The organism is Mucilaginibacter sp. R-33, from assembly GCF_049949235.1.
Lineage (GTDB): Bacteria > Bacteroidota > Bacteroidia > Sphingobacteriales > Sphingobacteriaceae > Mucilaginibacter.
Window position 1 is genome coordinate 3,856,975 of the sequence record NZ_CP188089.1, and the last position, 19,114, is coordinate 3,876,088.

18 protein-coding genes are annotated in these 19,114 nt (G+C 41.7%); 1 reads left to right on the forward strand and 17 read right to left on the reverse strand.

The window, feature by feature from the left end:
- Positions 1-3 precede the first annotated feature (3 nt).
- The 17 genes from ACP26M_RS15905 to ACP26M_RS15985 all read right to left on the reverse strand — a co-directional run bounded on the left by ACP26M_RS15905 (position 4) and on the right by ACP26M_RS15985 (position 18,125).
- Positions 4-1,986 (reverse strand): mucoidy inhibitor MuiA family protein, encoded by a 1,983-nt coding sequence (locus ACP26M_RS15905; RefSeq protein WP_426581352.1) that lies wholly within the window; start codon positions 1,984-1,986, stop codon positions 4-6.
- A 7-nt stretch (positions 1,987-1,993) separates the two neighbouring features.
- A complete protein-coding gene (locus tag ACP26M_RS15910; protein ID WP_426581354.1) occupies positions 1,994-3,598 on the reverse strand; it encodes a complex I subunit 4 family protein in 1,605 nt (534 codons plus the stop codon).
- Between the two features lie 5 nt (positions 3,599-3,603).
- Positions 3,604-5,661, reverse strand: coding sequence for an NADH-quinone oxidoreductase subunit L (gene nuoL / locus ACP26M_RS15915; RefSeq protein WP_426581357.1), 2,058 nt, complete (start codon positions 5,659-5,661; stop codon positions 3,604-3,606).
- A 4-nt stretch (positions 5,662-5,665) separates the two neighbouring features.
- The gene (locus tag ACP26M_RS15920) at positions 5,666-6,316 is read right to left on the reverse strand and encodes a hypothetical protein (protein WP_426581359.1); all 651 of its coding nucleotides are present in this window, start codon (positions 6,314-6,316) and stop codon (positions 5,666-5,668) included.
- Between the two features lie 2 nt (positions 6,317-6,318).
- Positions 6,319-6,624, reverse strand: a complete 306-nt coding sequence (gene nuoK, locus ACP26M_RS15925) for an NADH-quinone oxidoreductase subunit NuoK (RefSeq protein WP_091222011.1) — start codon at positions 6,622-6,624, stop codon at positions 6,319-6,321.
- A complete protein-coding gene (locus ACP26M_RS15930) occupies positions 6,621-7,169 on the reverse strand; it encodes an NADH-quinone oxidoreductase subunit J family protein (RefSeq protein WP_426581361.1) in 549 nt (182 codons plus the stop codon). Before ACP26M_RS15930 ends, nuoK begins: the two co-directional genes overlap by 4 nt.
- Positions 7,166-7,756: a 4Fe-4S binding protein gene (locus tag ACP26M_RS15935; protein WP_426581363.1), complete on the reverse strand. Its 591-nt coding sequence runs from the start codon at positions 7,754-7,756 to the stop codon at positions 7,166-7,168. The genes ACP26M_RS15930 and ACP26M_RS15935 overlap by 4 nt, the downstream gene beginning before the upstream one ends.
- Positions 7,757-7,881: 125 nt before the next feature.
- Positions 7,882-8,952, reverse strand: a complete 1,071-nt coding sequence (locus ACP26M_RS15940) for a complex I subunit 1/NuoH family protein (RefSeq protein WP_426581365.1) — start codon at positions 8,950-8,952, stop codon at positions 7,882-7,884.
- A 313-nt stretch (positions 8,953-9,265) separates the two neighbouring features.
- The gene (gene murI / locus ACP26M_RS15945) at positions 9,266-10,111 is read right to left on the reverse strand and encodes a glutamate racemase (protein ID WP_426581367.1); all 846 of its coding nucleotides are present in this window, start codon (positions 10,109-10,111) and stop codon (positions 9,266-9,268) included.
- A 66-nt stretch (positions 10,112-10,177) separates the two neighbouring features.
- Complete coding sequence (locus ACP26M_RS15950; RefSeq protein ID WP_090531916.1) at positions 10,178-10,690, reverse strand: OmpH family outer membrane protein; 513 nt, start codon at positions 10,688-10,690, stop codon at positions 10,178-10,180.
- 225 nt (positions 10,691-10,915) lie between these two features.
- A complete protein-coding gene (locus ACP26M_RS15955) occupies positions 10,916-11,428 on the reverse strand; it encodes an OmpH family outer membrane protein (RefSeq protein WP_090531918.1) in 513 nt (170 codons plus the stop codon).
- A gap of 48 nt (positions 11,429-11,476) precedes the next feature.
- A complete protein-coding gene (locus ACP26M_RS15960; RefSeq protein WP_090532069.1) occupies positions 11,477-12,007 on the reverse strand; it encodes an OmpH family outer membrane protein in 531 nt (176 codons plus the stop codon).
- A gap of 16 nt (positions 12,008-12,023) precedes the next feature.
- Positions 12,024-14,576 carry an outer membrane protein assembly factor BamA gene (gene bamA / locus ACP26M_RS15965; protein ID WP_426581370.1) on the reverse strand — a complete coding sequence of 851 codons (2,553 nt, stop codon included), beginning with the start codon at positions 14,574-14,576 and terminating at the stop codon, positions 12,024-12,026.
- 63 nt (positions 14,577-14,639) lie between these two features.
- Positions 14,640-15,380 carry an isoprenyl transferase gene (locus tag ACP26M_RS15970; RefSeq protein ID WP_426581372.1) on the reverse strand — a complete coding sequence of 247 codons (741 nt, stop codon included), beginning with the start codon at positions 15,378-15,380 and terminating at the stop codon, positions 14,640-14,642.
- A gap of 380 nt (positions 15,381-15,760) precedes the next feature.
- The gene (locus tag ACP26M_RS15975; RefSeq protein WP_426581374.1) at positions 15,761-16,282 is read right to left on the reverse strand and encodes an ExbD/TolR family protein; all 522 of its coding nucleotides are present in this window, start codon (positions 16,280-16,282) and stop codon (positions 15,761-15,763) included.
- 166 nt (positions 16,283-16,448) lie between these two features.
- Complete coding sequence (locus tag ACP26M_RS15980; protein WP_188832887.1) at positions 16,449-17,234, reverse strand: DUF6089 family protein; 786 nt, start codon at positions 17,232-17,234, stop codon at positions 16,449-16,451.
- A 9-nt stretch (positions 17,235-17,243) separates the two neighbouring features.
- Positions 17,244-18,125: an NAD kinase gene (locus ACP26M_RS15985; protein ID WP_426581376.1), complete on the reverse strand. Its 882-nt coding sequence runs from the start codon at positions 18,123-18,125 to the stop codon at positions 17,244-17,246.
- 262 nt (positions 18,126-18,387) lie between these two features.
- Here ACP26M_RS15985 and ACP26M_RS15990 point away from each other — a divergent pair, with 262 nt between their 5' ends.
- Positions 18,388-19,050: a response regulator transcription factor gene (locus ACP26M_RS15990; RefSeq protein WP_426581378.1), complete on the forward strand. Its 663-nt coding sequence runs from the start codon at positions 18,388-18,390 to the stop codon at positions 19,048-19,050.
- Positions 19,051-19,114 lie beyond the last annotated feature (64 nt).

Below are 19,114 nucleotides of genomic sequence, written 5' to 3' on the forward strand. Positions count from 1 at the left end.
TTTTTATTGTACTATTACTGATTGATTTTTGGGGTATTTAACCTGGTATTTTAGTTTCACCTTCTTTTCATCGAGCGAATTTAACATGAAATTCCATGAAACCTTGCCTGTTGTTACATCAGGTTTTGCGCCAGATGTTTCCTGCGCCTCTACTTCGATATCTTTATTTTGTGAAACCGGTACCTGGTCTTCAACCAATAAATTAACCGACTGGCTTTTCCTGTTTTTTACGTCGATAAGCCAGTTACGGGTTTCCTTTTGGTTTGAACCTGATGACTGGCGCATGGCCAAACCTTTCTCCAGCGTACGGGTAACAACAATATTTTTATCGGTACCTAACGATAGGTTCAGTGTATCGGTAGTAGCATCGGTATTAATCAGCGACTTGCCAATGTATGTTCCTTCAAAAAACAGGTTGGCCTCGCCCGAAAGAAAACTGTATTTATTCCAGTTGGTAAGCTGCGCGGTAAGGAATACATCGGTACTCAATTTTGGCGCCACGTAATATTGATAAGTAGCATCAATATTATATTGGCTAATTTCAACCGCATACTGTTTGCCATCACTTGGTACCGTATAAGGGTTAGCGATGTTAAACTCAATATTGGTTTGGTTCTCTTCTTTTTTTACTTCGATAGGAACCGTGTTAATTATATTTTTATCTTGTATTCTCGCAACAGCACCGGTCAAATCCTTTTTATGTTCAACTTCACCATAACCAATTACAACAACTTCATTCAATTGGTTTGAAACCGACTTTAGCGACACATTGATCATTGGCGCATTGGCCTGCCTTTCTAATGTTTCATATCCAATAAAACTATAAGTAAGCACAGCATTGGCGTTAGGTATCTGGATGCTGTAATTTCCACCGGCATCACTTACGGCCCCTATTGATGTACCTTTTACCCTGATGCTTACACCAGGGACGGAGCTGTTATCATCCCTGCTCACTATTCTACCCATTACTTTAGTTATTGGAACACCAGTACCTGAATAGTACATACCGAAGTTAAGATAGGTAGGCGTAAGTTCGGGCTTCGCCCCATTTACGCTTGGGTTACCGGTTGATAAGGTAAGCTTAGCGCTTTTCCAGTCCTCACCCGTTTTTTGCGACACGTTGGCTTTGTAAACGATAGTTATTGGACTGTTCACATTTTTAGCACGGATATCGTAGGTAGGGAACCAGCTGGCGTTTCGCACCAGATAACTTAAAGTAAAATTTGCCTGCAAGGCTACTTTTGCCGATACGGTGACCAAAACATTACTGGTTGTTTTAACACCTGCTTTATTAATCTCTGCAATTTGTTTATTATAATCTTCCAGCTCGTCGTTAAACAAATCTATCTGATCATTTACGGCTTGCTGATTCTTTTTGATCTCGTTTAAGCGAGCTGTCTGAAAGTCGAGTGTCTGTTTCAGTCTGATCGGATCCAGCGCAACATTAGTACCGTTGCTCACCGGGTTTTTAGCCAGTGTATTAGCTTCTTCCTGGTAAATAGAGAGCATGTTATTTTGCAAGGCTATTTTGTTTCTTACCAGTTTTACCTTCGCCTCAATAGCCTGTATGTTTTTTTGCCTGATGTCATTATCGGCAAAATCAAGTTCGTGATTAACCGAAAGAATGGTAAAATCGCCGCCTGCATTTACCTGGATACTCTGCACATCAATTCCAGGCGACAAGTTTTCAAACACCAGCGTTGATGTGCCTGGACTGATATTGACTAACGCTGTACGACTTACCTGCGCCCCGTTCAAAAACACGGTTACTTTCTGAACTTTGGAGGCTACCTTCTGGCCTTCATCGGCCCTTGTTGCTGCAGCGATAAAAAGCAATGCTGCTGCGATAGATAATTTTTTAAACATAATTCCTTCGGTTAAATACATACCATCTGTTATTTTGCTTATGCCCGGGTTGCCGGGGGCAGCGTAAATAAAAGATGCAGGTGTATGCACTTTTCCATAAATGAATTTATGTTGAAACACTATTTTTTTATTTAGCCTGTAAAAACTGTATCAATGCCAATACCGAATCATTGATTTTTCCAAACACCAACGACGGCATCAAACCTAAAGCCAATGCTGCAGCGGCAAGTGGTATCAGCGCCAGCTTTTCGCGGATGCTTACATCGGTAAGTGCTATTTTCCAAACCTCGCCACCTTTAAGTGATACTTTTCCGAAGAACATGCGCTGCAGCGTCCACAGGAAATAAGCCGCTCCCAACAGGATCCCTACCGAACCGCAAACAGCCATCCAGTATGGCAGCAAACCGTTAACCGTTGGCGATTTAAATGTACCCGCCAGTGTAAATGCTTCGGCCACAAATGCCGAAAAGCCCGGCAGCCCCAGTGAGGCAAAGAAAGCCACCATAACAAAGGCTGTATATTGAGGCATCTGAGTGCCCAACCCGCGGAAATGATAAATATCCCTGTCGTGCACGCGGTTATAAACCACGCCCACCAAAAAGAACAGCATTGATGATAAAAAGCCATGGCTTACCATCTGCATTACCGCGCCGCTTACACCTTCGGCAGTTTGCGAGGCAATGCCCAGCAGCACAAAACCCATGTGCGATACGGAAGAGTATGCGATCATCCTTTTCAGATCGCGCTGGGCCAGCGCATTGCAGGCGCCATATAATATCGAAACAACCCCAATCAACCCAAGCCAGAAAGCGCCGGAAGAAGCTATCTCCGGGAAAATTCCCAGACAGATGCGGATGATGCCGTAACCGCCTATTTTAAGAAGCACACCGGCAAGAATGATAGATACCGGTGTAGGCGCTTCAACGTGCGCATCGGGCAACCAGGTATGTAAAGGCACAACCGGTACTTTGATGGCAAATGCAATAAACAATACCACAAAACCAACCGTACGCGCAGGCATCCCCAATATAGTTTGATGTGCCGCCACTGAAAATACCGAACCTTGGGTATAATTGGCAGGGTTCATCATCTGGATAATATTGAAAGTATGGCTACCTGTAGCCGGGTCATTTACTGATAGGTATAAACCTACCATCACCAGTAACATAAATACTGAACCAAACAGGGTATACAAGAAAAACTTGATGGCCGCATACTCCCGGCGTACACCGCCCCACATTCCGATCAGGAAATAGAGCGGCAGTAACATGAGCTCATAAAACAGGTAAAACAGGAAGAAATCCAAAGCGCAGAATACACCCATCACGGCCATATCCAACAGTAAAAACAAAAGGAAGAAACCTTTGAGATTGCTCTTGATTTCCCAGGAGGCCAGCGTAGCAACCACCATCACCAGTGCCGACATTACCAATAGGGTTACCGAAATGCCATCTATCCCTACAAAATAATCTATCTGCATTTTGCCCATGCTGCCCAGGTTAAGGGCAATCCATGGCAGTTTCTGTACAAACTGAAACTGGTCTTCATGGTTAATACCTGCCGTTGCCGCACCTGTTTTAAAGTTAAGGTAGATCGCGATGCTGATACCCAGCTGCAAAAGCGTAGCCAGCAGGGTAATATATTTAAAACTCCCCCGAACCGACGATGGCAGCAATACGATCACCAACGCAAACAGTACAGGTATAAATATGAGTAGGGTTAGTAGGTTCATTAAATTCAGATCAGTATTTTTAAAATAAAGAGTACCAACACAATGAGCAGCATACTATACAGGTAATACTGCACCTTGCCGTTTTGAAACTTACGTGCAAAATTGCCAATACTTTGCACTAATGCAGCCATTAAATGCAAAAATCCGTCGACAATATATTTATCGCACCAGGCGGTAAGGTCTGCCACCTTCCTGCTCAGCCTTTCAATTAAATGGATCAGCCCGTCAATGATATTCCTATCAAACCAAAAACAGGTTTTGCCCAGGCCAAGTACTGGTTTTACAATCACTTTCTTATAGATCTTATCCAAATACCACTGGTTATAGGATAAGCGGTAAAAGAAGCCTGTTTGCGGAAACGAAAACGTATTTTGTTTTACGCAGATGGCATAAGCGGCATACATTACAAATACACTCAATATATTTACCCCAATCGGGATAATGGTGTGGTAGATGTTTTCGCGGGCCATAAATTCGGCAGGCTTTAAGCTTTCAAATAGCCAGGCCTTTTCATAAAAGAATGGATTAAGCGAAAATAAGGGGAACAAACTGCAAACCGCCAGTAATATCAAAGGCACACGATACTGCCAGCCACCATCGCTGATGTGTAGTTTAATTTCAGGGTGATGTTTCAACAGACGAAACTCTCCGAAAAACACCTTCACTATCAGCCTTGATACATAGAAAGCGGTAAGCCAGCTGGTAAATAAAGCGCCGGCAGGGATCAGTTTAAGCCATGCACTTCTACCCTCGCTCCATTCAAAAGCCTGGATCAGGATGCCATCTTTTGAAAGATAGCCCGAAGTAAGCGGAATACCTATAAGCGCCAGTGAACCAACAATTGCCACAATAAAAGTTAATGGCAGCTTTTTACGCAAGCCACCCATGTACTGAATATTTTGCGGGTCGATATCCAGGTTATTTTCCTCCCTGATATGCTGCATTTCGTGAATCACAACCCCAGCCACCAAAAACAGTAAACATTTAAAGAAGGCGTGCGTAGCCAAATGGAATAGCGAAGAGCCATAAGCCCCAACCCCCATCGCAAGGATCATATAACCCAATTGCGATATGGTTGAGTAAGCAAGCACCCGTTTTAAATCGTTTTGCGTAAGCGCAATAGTGGCGGCCATGAAAGCGGTAAAGCAACCTATTATAGCAAGAACCGTTAACTCCGTATCGGTAAACAAAGGATAAACCCTGCCCAGCAAAAATACACCGGCAGCCACCATAGTAGCCGCGTGGATCAGTGCCGAAACCGAAGTCGGCCCTTCCATGGCATCAGGTAGCCAGGTATGCAACGGGAATTGTGCCGATTTGGCCGCAACAGCCATAAATACACCAATGCAGGCCACGTATTGCCATACAGCAGGAATCTGCCCTGAGGCAGAGATCCACAAACCATCATGAATAGCCGATTTAAATACCAGGTTATCATTAATGAAAAGCGTAGCAATATCGAACGTATGGAACTGGGCAAATAGGATAATGATAGCACTTAGCAAACCGATATCGCCGATGCGGTTCATGATAAAGGCTTTTTTATTGGCCTGTACGGCTTTATCCTTAGTGAACCAGAAACCGATAAGCAGGTATGATGAAAAACCTACCAACTCCCAGAAAGCATAGAACAGCACCAGGCTATCTACAATCACCAAACCAAGCATACTGAAACAAAAGAAGCTGAGGTAAGTAAAGTATCGACTGTATCTATTGTCGTGCTTCATGTAAGCAGTGGAATAGATGTGAACAGGCAAGGCAATCAGCGATACCAGCAGCAACATCAGCGCTGACAGATTATTAAGCAGGATGCCTGCAAAGACTTTGGTGTTGCCAATGGTAAACCATAGTTTTTGGGTGTGCAGCGGTTGTTGGTTCCACACCCTTGCAAACACAATGGCTGATAATACGCAACCCACCAAAATGGCCAGTGTTGAAATCCAGCCCGCCGCTTTACTTTTTACCGGCAGGCAAAAGTTGATCAAAGCAGCAAACAAAGGCAATGCCATAGCTGCAATGGTGTAGCTGATGATGGTATCGGTATATTGTAATGCGGTGTTCAATTATCTATTTTGCTTTTATTTCTACTGAGGGCGGTATAGAATCATGCTCCATTACATAATATAAACTAAACTCATTGTAAGTCGCCTTCTGTGAAAGAATAATGTATAATTGTTCGATTCGTACAGACGTCATTGATTTATATTCACGCCCATTTATTATGTATATTAACGAACTATCATCATTATGATGTTTTTCAAGATACGATTCATATTCCTTTGAAAGCGCGGCGATTTTCTGTTTATATTGTTTTACAGCATAGTCCCGGGTCGTAACAATTATTAGTTTGAAGCTCGTCGGGGCGTTAATTATTGAGTCAGTTTTTTGTTTTATAAATTCAACACTATGAACATCTTTCAATTTCAAACCCCTGAAATTCCTATCCGATTGCTTTCCGTCAACTACATATTTATAACTACTATCTCGAAAGTGGCTAAACTGCTCATTACGTAACAAAGTATCACTCGGATTTATAAATGTAAGCGATGTGCTATCCAGATCCCCTTTAAGCAATATCCCGCCAAATATCATAGATCGGGAAAGTAAAGTAGTATTGATCTGTTTTCTTAATGTACTTACAAAGGTGTCAGCAGCTTGAGCACATGCAATGACCGGAATTAAAGCGACCAGAAAGAAAATAAACAAAAGTTTTCTCATATTTAATCCCTCAAATTTTTAATCTCATCCGGGTCAATGGTTTTATACCTCCGGTAAACATTCAGGATGATAGCCAATGCCACGGCCGTTGTAGCCGCCGCCAGCACAATGGCAAACAGCGCGAATACCTGGCCGCCGTTATTTAGCTTATCATATTTACCAAAGGCTACCAGGTTTAAAATGGCAGCGTTCAGCATCAGCTCAATACCTATTAATACTTGTATGGAGTTGCGTTTGGATACGATCATGTACATGCCCGTACAAAACAGCAAGGCACCTACCAGTAAAAAATCGGTTAACGTGATCATGCCCTGCCCTCCTTACGTGATAAATGTGCCGCGCCTACCAAAGCCATCAGCAATAAAACAGAGATGGCCTCAAAGGGCAATAGGTAAGTGGTCATGAGGTTAACGCCTATATTATCAATGGTTGATGATGTTGGCGTTATTTCATTTTGCTGCGTGATAGATTGCTTTACCCAGGGCAGTTTATCTGCATCGGCTTTGAGGATAATGTTTACAATCACCGCTAAAAACAATACAGCCAGTATAACTGCCGGTACCTTAGCCATATTAATGAATTTACCTTTGCGTTGCTCTATCACATTTAGCGTTTCGCGCCCAGAAAGCATAAACGCAAAAAGGATTAATACCAAAATGCCTCCCACATAAATTACCACTTGCGTTACGGCAACAAAGTCGGCAAGGGCAATTACATACAAGCCAGCTAATGCAAACAAGGTCACAAAAAATATAAAAATACTCCTGACCAGGTTTTTACTTAAAGCAGCATATAGCGCCGAGCCAATGGCAATAAAACTCATTGCATAAAACAACACACGGATCAAGGTCATGCCCCGCCCTCCTTTTGTTTCATGGCGGCTAATTTGGCAGCCTGCTTTTCGGCTTGTTGCTTATCAAAAAGTGCACGCTTTTCCCCGGCATCTTCGGGCGTCATATCCGAAAACTGGTAAACCAGATCGCTTAGCTGAAAAACGGTTTTATCATACTGGTTGGTCATGGTGATGCACTCGGTTGGGCACACAATAGTACACAAACCGCAATACATACACTTGGCCATATCAATATCAAACTTGGCAGCATATAAACGCTTGGTTGTACCGTCGGATGTTTGGCCGATAGCTTCCGTAGCCTTGATCGATTCAATATCAATACAATTAACCGGGCAAACCTTGGCGCACAAATCGCACACTATACAGTCATCCATTTCCACATCCAACTGATACCGGCCCACTTCGGGTACCGGCAGTTGTTGCTTAGGATATTGGATGGTATTTGTGCCATGCTCCAGTTGCTTAAAGTAATTACTATCGCTCACGGTTACAATCTCCCTTTTGCCGTTACCCGCAAAGAGATGCCGGATGGTAAGGCTTAAACCTTTCCACGCCGTTGTAAACGCTTTTATTACTTTCTGAACCATGATTTTTAGGATTTTAGGATTACCAGGATATTGCCTTTCTCTCCGTTAAATCCGTTATTTTATATTTTAATAAATTCTATATTTCAACTTTTCCAAATCCGAAATCGAACATCCGAAATCAAAAATCACATTAACCACAACCTCCACACGCCCGATATCAGCATACAAGCGAAAGCCGCCGGGGTCAATACCTTCCAGCAAAGGTTCATGAGCTGGTCAACCCGCAAGCGGGGTAATGTCCACCTGATCCACATCTGAACACCCACCAGGCCCAATGTTTTTATTACCACCCATAATATCCCCCAGGCTACCCCGGTTGTCCAGGTTGCCAGTTTAACGCCGCCTATGTTAGGCAATGGCGTATTCCAGGCACCTAAAAACAATATTACTGCTATCATGGATACCAGGAACATCATCGAATATTCGGCCAAAAATACCAGCGCGAAGCGGATACCCGTAAACTCGGTATGGAAACCGGCTACCAATTCAGATTCTGCCTCCGGAATATCAAACGGAGCCCGGTTACTTTCGGCTAATGAAGCTATGAAATAAATTACGAATGCGATGAGCAAATGCGGTGCCCTGAAAACATTCCAGCTAAAAAAACCGCCTATTTGAGATACGTCCCAAAAACCAGCGAATTTAACTTTTTCTGTCGCCAGGATCCCCTGCTGGGCCGAAATCACCTGCAAATCCAGCGTTTGTGCTATCATCACAACAGCTATAATAGCAAAACCGGCAGGGATCTCATACGAAATGATCTGTGCTGCCGAGCGCATGGCACCCAATATAGAATATTTGTTATTTGATCCCCAGCCCGCCATTAGGATCCCCAATGTTTCAATGGAGATAATGGCGAAGATGTAATACAGACCAATGTTTGTTTTTGAAGGAATAAGTCCGGGAGCCCAGGGTAGCGCAGCGAAACCGAGGTATACGGCAATGAATATTACCGCCGGAGCCAACGTAAACAACCATCTATCGGCAGCAGCCGGGATGATCAGCTCCTTCTGGAGCATTTTTAAAATATCGGCCAGCGTTTGCAGCGAACCATATTTTCCTGTTTCCGTTGGGCCAAGCCTGTCTTGTATAAACGCCGATATTTTACGCTCGGCATATACACCGAATAAAGCGAAAAAGGCCGAAAAACTGAACAACCCGATTGCTGCAATAAAATATGTAAAATAATAGTTCAACAGGAATATTTGCTTAAGGGTGCAAACTTACTAAATGTTGAGTTATTTAGAATGATTAAATTATATATTAAGTTGATAGGGTTTATCAGGTGAATGGTTGATTGGGTTGATTAGGTGGATGGTTTAATCTCGTTTTTTAGCGCAAGTCTTGTGTGATGGGATTAGCGTGGCTGACTTGTGCCTTCTACGTAACATGCGGGGTTTCGTCGCGACGTCATTGCGAGGTACGAAGCAATCCCCAAAATAGAGAGCCGATATGTAGAGCCTCTGTAAAGTTCGCGATTGCTTCGTACCTCGCAATGACGTGTGGGAATCAACACTTCACCAAATCATTTGCCGATATAAACGTTGATTTTACCGGGGCCGAGAAGAACAGCGAAGCATGATGGTCGAAATCGGCTGTATCATCGGTAGTGGTATAAAACTTATTTTCGCCGTGCCGGCTAAGCTTTTGCTCAATTTCGGGATGGCGGTTTAAATAACTAACAAGGCTTTTAGCCACTATATCGCCCTGCCCTATAACATTAATCCCTTCGGGTAGATGCGCTTTAATTTTTTCCTGGATAATGGGATAATGCGTGCAAGCCAATAAAATCGTATCGATGTTGGGCGATTGTGCCATGATTTGATCCAGGTACAGCTGCACAAAAAAATCCGCGCCGGGTTTATCGTATTCCCCGTTTTCAATTAGCGGCACCCAAAGCGGACAGGCCTGCTGGTAAACTTTTATGTCGGGGAAAAAATTCTGGATCTCCAGCAGGTATGAGCCAGACTGAACAGTGCCCTTTGTACCAAGCACTCCAATCTCTTTGGTTTTAGTATAATCGCCAATAACCTCGGCCGTAGGGCGGATGACGCCCAATACCCTTTTCGACGGATCATCTATCTGTTTAAGGTCCTGCTGCTGGATGGTACGTAATGCCTTGGCCGATGCCGTATTACACGCCAGGATCACTAAGGGGCATCCCTGGTCAAACATCCACTGCACACATTCCCAGGTATACTGGTGTATGGTGCTGAATGAGCGGTTACCATAGGGAGCACGGGCATTATCGCCCATATAAATATAATCATAGCCAGGCAATTGTTCAATGATAGAACGGAACACTGTTAGCCCGCCATAACCCGAATCAAAAATACCAATTGGTTGATTTGACATATACAAACATAAAAAAAGCGCCCCGTAATTACGGGGCGCTTTTGTATAATTTACTTAAAGGTGATTTTATTTTAAACCCAATTTCAATTTCACGGCAGCCATCAGGTCGTCACCTGCAGGAGATACGATCATGCTAACCTGTGATGAATCCAATACATAAGCGTAACCTTTTTCTTTAGCTACCGCTTGTACAGCCTGGCTAACTTTATCGATAATAGGTTTGCCTAATTCTTGTTTTTTAGCATCAACTTGTTGCTGTGCGTTGTTTTGGTAATCGTTCATACGTTTCTGAATATCCTGCAATTCAGAAGTTTTTGCCGAACGGGCAGCATCTGTCAAAGTTGAACCGTTTTTTTCCAGATCGGCACCCTTGGTTTGTAACTCATTGTTCATAGTAGTTAACTGATCAATGAATGTTTTTTGATAGGCCTGTAATGTTGTAGAAACAGTTTTAGTTTCAGGCATCTGGTCAATAACCTGGCTAAAATTAACATAACCTATTTTTGTTTGCGCTTTAGCGAAACTACCCACGAACAACATACCTGCTGCAACTAAGGCGACTTTAAATAGTTTTTTCATTTTGTTTTGTGTCCTGTGTTTAATAATGGATAATAATTATCTGTTTGTTTTTGTAACGTGTATCAACAAATTACTCATGAACTAACGCCGGGAGAGCTTACAATGAACAGGAACATTTGACGCTACCCCTTACCCCGGCTAAAATAGCAATGTGTAATTTAAATGGCAAACATAAAAAAAGCGTCCCGTTTAATCAGGGCGCTTTTTGTATGTCTTTTGTATTTCTTATTTCAAGCCTAATTTTAATTTCACAGCTGCCATCAGGTCATCAGCATCAGGTGATACCAATAAGGTGATCTGTGATGAATCTAATACATAAGCATAGCCTTTTTCTTTAGCTACAGCCTGTACTGCCTGGGTAGCCTTATCAATAAGCGGTTTACCTAATTCCTGCCTTTTAGCATCAACCTGTTGTTGGGCATTGTTTTGGTAATCATTCATACGTTTTTGAATATCGGTAAGCTCGTTTTCTTTAGCAGTACGTACAGCATCGGTCATGCTTGCCCTTTTTGACTGGTAGTCCTGGCCTTTTGTCTGGTATTCATTATTCATTGTAGTAAGCTGATCAATAAATGTTTTTTGATAAGCCTGTATCGAAGCAGTTACAGTTTTAGTTTCGGGCATCATATCAATCAGCTGATTGAAGTTGATGTGGCCGATCTTAGTCTGAGCATTTGCAAAGCTGCCCGCAAATAACAAACCTACTGCAACTAAGGCAACTTTAAATAGTTTTTTCATTTTCCTTTTTCTGTGTTTAAATAATAGTTCGATTTATTTTTATTCAAATTATTTAGCAAATACCCCGGGTTTTAGTCCTAATCTGGTTATAACATCCGCGCTTTTATCATATCGCGGATTAGCATATAACATAATAACCTCGCTGTTTTTATCAAAAATCATATCCAGGTTATCGCCTTCAGCAATTGCTTGTACAGCTTTAGACACCCTATCCTGAATTGGTTTAATCAGCGCTGTGCTTCTTTGCGAAAGCTCACCATCCGGACCAAACTTCTGGCGTTGAAAATCTTTCGCGGCCTTTTCTTTATCAACAATTTCGGCCTCACGGCGTTTTTTCATATCAGGGGTCATCAGTACCTGATCGGCCTGATAAGCTTTATACAGGCGGTCGATTTCCTGAAAACGGCCATCAACTTCTTTCTGCCACTGATCAGATAATGCAGCTAATTGCTTTTGTGATGAAGCATATTCGGGCATGTGCTTTAATATATACTCCGAATCAACATAAGCAAAACGTTGCGCATAAGCGCCTGCAAAAGCAGTTAACGTTAAAAAGGCTACTAAAATTATCTTCTTCATATATTCGGTACGCAAATTAATTAAATCCGCCGGATAAACTCTGAGAAATTGTAAAATGGAACTGGCCTTTATTGGCATCCGGTTGTCCCGGTATTTTGTCAAAGCCATAACCATAATCTAACCCCAGTAAGCCAAATATAGGCAAAAATATCCTTGCGCCTACACCTACCGAACGTCTTACGTTAAACGGATTAAACTGGCTAAACTGGTTCCAGGCGTTGCCACCTTCGGCAAAAGCTAACAAGAAGATAGTGGCCGATTGACTTGCAATAACCGGGTGGCGAAGCTCCAGCGTGTATTTATTGTAAATCGCGCTACCTGTATTATTATTTTGAGTTTCGTTTGAGCCTTCAGGCACTATCGAGAAGTTTTGGTAACCGCGTAAACCGATGATCTCGCTACCCTGTAAAAACTGATAGCTCTGCATACCGTCGCCACCTAATTTAAAGCGTTCAAACGGTGATGGGCCAACCTGGTGATTGTACTGGCCAAGGAAACCAAACCTAACCTGCGACATCAAAACAAACTTACCTACCAGTTTTGAAAACCATTGCGCATCATATTTAAATTTATAATACTCAACAAAATGGTAACGTTCTTCCGGCGTAGCTATCTTATAATTTATATTGTTAAACAACGAGTATGGCGGCGTAGCCTGGATAGTAAATTTAATATTTGAGCCCTGTGTCGGGAAGATAGGCGCGTCAACAGAGTTACGGGTAAGCTCCTGGGTTATCTTGATGTTATACGAGGTACCGTTAGTGAACAGGTAATTACTATAATTGTCAAGATTGTAGTGGTCAAGGTTAAGTGAATAGTTTAACTGGAAATAGTTATCAGGCCATTTTAAACGTTTACCCAATGTAACCCCAATACCATTAATACGCAACTTATTATAGTAAGGACTTGATTTTGGATAGTACTGACCGGTTGAGCTTCCCTGTGTATAAGCCGATAATGCAAAGTAGATTGGCTTTTTACCGCCTAACCACGGCTCGGAAAATGTGAACGAGAAGTTTTGATAAGTACGACCGCTCGATTGTCCCCTTAAGCTCAGTTTCTGACCATCACCTTTTGGCAGCGGCTTGTAAGCTTTAAGATGGAAGATATTACGGATAGAGAAGTTATTAAAGGTTAAACCCAAGGTACCTACCAACTGGCCGCCACCAAAACCACCCGAAAGCTCGATCTGATCTGAAGGTTTTTCAACTACGTTGTAAACCAAATCAACAGTACCATCCTGCGGATTGATGTTGGTTGGTTTAGGTTCGGTTTTTTGCTCGTCAAAGTTGCCCAACTGGCCTATTTCCCGCGCACTGCGGATCAGCAGGTCTTTGTTGAATTTTTGACCGGGCTTAGTCTGGATCTCACGCATTACCACCTTATCGTTGGTAACGTCGTTACCTTTTAACATAACACGGTTAATAGTATACTGAGGGCCTTCATAAATCCTCACATCAACATCTACAGTGTCATTATAAACCCTTGTTTGTACCGGATCCGCATTAAAGGTTAGATAACCGTCATTAAGGTATAACGACGAAATATCATCATTGCCCGGAGTTGGGCCGCTTAAACGTTTGTTCAGCTCGTCTTCGCTAAACACATCGCCTTTTTTAACATGGAGGATCCTGTTTAACAGGTCGGTATTATATTTGGCATTGCCCGAAAACCTAACATTGCCAAAGTAATATTTAGGGCCTTCGTATACCTTAAGTTTTACATTTACGGTTTCATCGTCATGCTTCCACACAGAATCACTCAGGATCTCGGCATCACGGTATCCCCTGGCCTGCATTTTTTCAACCAGGTTTTGTTTATCTTCTTCGTATTTATCCTGTTTAAATTTCTTTGAACCAAACAGGTTATACCATTTACGTTTACGGGTTTTACTTAAAAAACCACGCAGGGTTCCGGTGCTAAATGCCTTGTTGCCTTCAAAAATAACATCGTTTATTTTAACCTTGGTCTTTTTATCGACGGCAACATCCAGTATAACGCTGTTAACATCACCCTGGTCTTTACGCTGGGTAATAGTAACGGTAGTGTTTAAGAAACCTTTTTCGTTAAAATGCTTTTTAATAATAGCTGTTGTTGTGCTGATGAGGTTTTCATTTACGATCTTGCCTACACGGTCGTTCAATTTTTTCTGAACATCCTCAATCTCACCTTTACGAATACCTGTTAAGTGCATGCGTGATAAACGCGGACGCTCCAATACGGCAATCTCCAGGTAAATCGTATCCATGTTAATTTTGGTAATGTTTAATTGAACATCATCAAATAAACCCTGTTGATATAAGGTTTTAATTACCTCGGCATTACGCTCGCCCGGCAGGTTGATACGATCGCCTTTGGTTAATTTGGATAGTTGGATCAGGATGTCTTTATCAAGATATTTTGCGCCACTAACAGAAATACCACCAATAATATAATCTTTAGGATTAAGATAACTTAAACTATCAGCCGGTATCGATTTTGTAAGTGTAGGCCTCGGCCCATTGGATATCTGGGCGAAAGCCGTAGTAGCCAAAACCGAGAAAAGAATAGCAAAAAGAAATTTATACATTCGAATATTTTAGTGGGCTAAAAATAATTTATACAGTTGTTAAAATTTGTTAAAAGTAAAAATTTAGTTCACCTGCTCACTTGTTAGGCCAAAACGGCGCTCGCGTTTCTGAAAATCGATCACTGCTTCATACAGGTCTTCTTTCCTGAAATCGGGCCATAATTTGGTTGTAAAATACAACTCGGCGTAAGCAATTTGCCATAATAAATAATTACTTATACGATATTCACCGCTGGTTCTGATCAGCAGCTCGGGGTTCGGCATATCGCCTGTAAAAAGGTTTTGTTCAAAAACCTCTTCATTAATATCTTCCGCATTCAACTCGCCGTTTTTTACCTTTATGGCTATATTCTTTGCGGCTCGTACAATTTCGCGGCGCGAGCTATAGCTTAAAGCCAGCGTAAGCACAACACCGGTATTACCTGCTGTTGTTTCAATAGCATTATTAAGTTCGCGAAGGCATTTTTCGGGCAGTGTGTCCAGATCGCCGATGGCATTTAGCCTGATGTTGTTTTTCATAAAGCCGGGAACCTCTTTATGAATAGTGGTTACCATTAACTCCATAATAGCCATCACCTCCAGCTTGGGGCGGTTCCAGTTTTCGGACGAAAATGTATATAAGGTGATATATTTAATACCTAATTTATCGGCCCCCTCAACAACATCCCTAACGGATGTTACACCGTTGTGATGGCCAAATATCCTTAATTTGCCTTTCCCTTTTGCCCAGCGCCCATTGCCATCCATAATAATAGCTACGTGCTTCGGTAGTCTCGACAAATCAATCTGATCCAAATAATCCATATTACTCCTTATCAAAAGCCACCCTGTACAAACACACTTGTGTAAAATTTTTCATCAATACTATGGTCTGCGATATTCGGTTGTTAGACTAATCAATTATTAATTACCTGCATCCGCCGTTTTGCCACGCAAATTGACGGATTTTTCAGGGTACAAAGGTAAAACTTACTTTGTATTTTTTTAGTATCCCTCGCTAAAAGAAAATGTTATTGCGAATAATATATTAAAACTGCCTAAACAGCTACCAAAACCATGATTTTTCATAATATTTGGTTTAAAGCTCAAAAAAATAAAAAGCCGGCAGCCATTATCTGCCTGATAATGAAAGCTGCCGGCCTCAAAAAACCGCCTGTAAATTTGCTTACAATTGCGTTACACTTTTATATTCCTTTTTGTTTGAGCGCGTCAACATCGGCGGGCATAATGTCAATTATAGCGTATTGCTGAATGCCGGTAATAGTCAGCTCATCAAGTGTACTCACCAAATTACTGTATTGCGATTTATCGCTTGGTTTTACCAATACTATCATGCTTTTGCCCGATCCATCGTGTACTTTTTTATTGGTTTCGATGATGGCCCTGCGAATGCCATTGGCTGAAAAATCGGTTACCGAAGGTGCGATGATCGGGTTTTTAAGCTCGCCCAGAAAATACATGACCTTATTATTTTTGCCCAAAACAACAGTCAGTGTTCGGCTTGCCGGAACCGGCATTCCGTCGCCACCGTCATCTGGCATAGCCAAATCCATAGCTTTTGGTTTAGCCAGCGTGGTGGTCATGATAAAAAAGGTAATAAGCAGGAATGCCAGATCGACCATTGCAGTAAGATCAACGCGGGCGTTTATTTTTTTGCGTTTGTGCTTTCCGCCGCCATTTTGGGGAGATGAGTTTAATTCGGCCATGACTTTAAAGATTTTAGGTTAATAATCAATTATAATACTAAATTTCAAAATACAATATAAAAACAGAATTAAATATTGCATTTTAAATTTAAAACGAATTAAATATTGAATTATTATCTAAAAGAGACGCAATAAATCCACAACATTTGTTACAGGCCTGATGTAATTAGAAGTAGCAGTTTGCTGTTACAAAAGTAAATGAGATTGTAAAGTTAAGGAAGAAGTAGGTATCATGCGATTTAAAGTCGCCGCGCTGAGAACCAACGGTGCCAATATAATTGCCGGTTTTTTCGCCCGAACGATCAGAGAGTAAAGCGCCGGTTGTGGTCATTTTGCTTTTATCAGCATATACACCGCTTACATCATCCAGGTAATCTGTAAATGCATAGCGGTAACCCATATCGGCCATAACTGTAAACTTACCGGATAAATTATACTTGATACCTAAACCATAGGGGATTACGACGGTGTTATTGCCATAAGGCTTAGCCTGGCCTTCGGTTTTTAGCTGCCTTAAGCTAATCTCACGACCGTCAAAATCCTGTGCACGCGGCGCGTAAGATGCAACGCCAATACCTGTAAATATATAAGGTGTGTATTTGTTTCGTCCGGCATCGGGGATATAGTTCATAAAATTAAACTCGCCAATAAGACTTACCTCCCGCAATTGATCTTTAAAGTTAAGGTTACGATCACGAAACTGCTGGTAGCCGGACCGGTTATCATAAGCCGATATATTACCAACACCAATATTCAGTTTAGCTGAAAAATAGCCATTAAAATTTCTTTTACCAAAGATACCCGCCGAAACGCCGCTTATTTTAACAGGGTTATTGGGGTTAAGATCACCTATGTACCCCGCACCGCCAATCGATCCGCCTATTTCCCAGGTTTGGGCCTGCAGCTGATAAGTTAAAAACAAGAATATGGCAAAAAGTAAAAATTTAGGCATTAATCAAATTTAGTAATTACGGGCATCAAGGCCCCAAAGCAGTTTATTCCTTAACGTAGTTAAATAGCTTTCATTACTAAGGCGAATTAAATTTAACTGAAAACTGGCTTTTTGAACATGAAACTTAACTGTTTGATCTAAAACTTCCGTCCGCGAATCGCAGGAGATGATATAATTAGCGCTGCGGCTTTCCACCTCAAAACAAAGCTTACTGGTATCAGGGATCACTATAGGCCGCACGTTAAGGTTGTGAGGTGATACCGGGGTTACCACTATGCTGTTTGACTGCGGGAAAATAATAGGCCCTCCGCAGCTTAATGAATAAGCTGTTGAGCCGGTTGATGTTGAGATGATAATACCATCGCCCCAGTATGAATTTAAAAACTCATCGTTCAAAAACACGTGCGTTATGATCATGGCGGCATCATCGCGCTTATGGATGGTTACATCATTAAGGGCAAAATTATTGCTGCCAAAAACATTAGGATCCGAGTCGACGGTAAGCAATTCGCGGCAATCGCAGGTAAACTGCCTGTTCACCACCGCATGAATGGCTGCCGTAATATCACTTTTATTAACACTGGCCAAAAATCCCAGGCGGCCAAAGTTAATACCAATAACGGGGATCCCCGAATCGCGAATCAAAGTAACTGTATCAAGCAGGGTACCATCGCCTCCAAGCGTTATAAAAATATCAATAAAGCCTTTTAAGGTTTCGGCGGGGCGCAACACTTTATATTGCACTGTGGTTAGTTTATCCTGCAAATATTCGTGGAGTTGCTGGTGTACATAAATATCAACATCATGCTGTGCAAGATTATCAAAAACCTGCTGTATAAAAGGTAAAACAGATGGCTCATTAAACGGCCTGCCGTAAACTGCTATTTTCATTTTTTAAAAAAGCGAATATCGAACTTTGAAAGTACATTAATGCAGCAAGGCATAAATAATTAATACCAGCATAAACTAAACACTACCATCCATCCATCATTACACATTGTTCTTATAATGGCAAATTGTGCGCTATTGTTTGCTTATATTTCCTAATAAAGCCATTTTAAGTGCTTTAACAGATAAATAACTTCAAAGTAAAATAATTAAGTTTAACTATTTTGGCCTACCTTACCAATATTAAACAACGGTTATTTTATTGATGGATAAAACTTTTACCCAAAAACTATCGGATATACAGTCAATAGCTGATTACCTTCCTTCCGCATTAATAATTCATGAGGTTGAAACGCTGCAGATAGTATATATGAACAGTGTAGGCCTCGATGTACTGGGTACCACGCTCGGCGAACTGCAGGCCATGGGCCCTGAAACATATCACCTGAAATATTTTAACACTGAAGACAGCGACGAGTACGTACCTAAAATTTTGCACCTGATAAAAAGCAAAACACAGGAGCAGGTATCCTACTTTCAGCAGGTACGTGTACCTGATAACCCCGAGTGGCAGTTGTTTGTGAGCAATACCAAAGTTTTTGCACGCAATGACGCAGGCGATGCCACATACATGTTGACTATAGCCAGCAGGCTTGATCCTTTGCATCATATCACTACCAAGGTAAACAGGCTTATGAATGAGATCGCTTTTTTACGCCATAATAACCTGTTATTTTTAACACTTACCCGGCGCGAAAAAGAAATTCTGAAATATATTGCCATGGGTATGAGTTCGGCAGAGATCAGCGCGAAGCTATTCATTGCCCCGGCTACGGCCGAAACGCACCGTAAAAACATCAAAAACAAACTGCACCTGAAAAATAATTATGATGCTGTGATGTTTGCGCAGGCTTATAATTTGGTTTAAATTATAAGTCGATAGTCGTAAGTTTTAAGTCTCAATATTTGGTAAAATAATCCATGATGTCGAC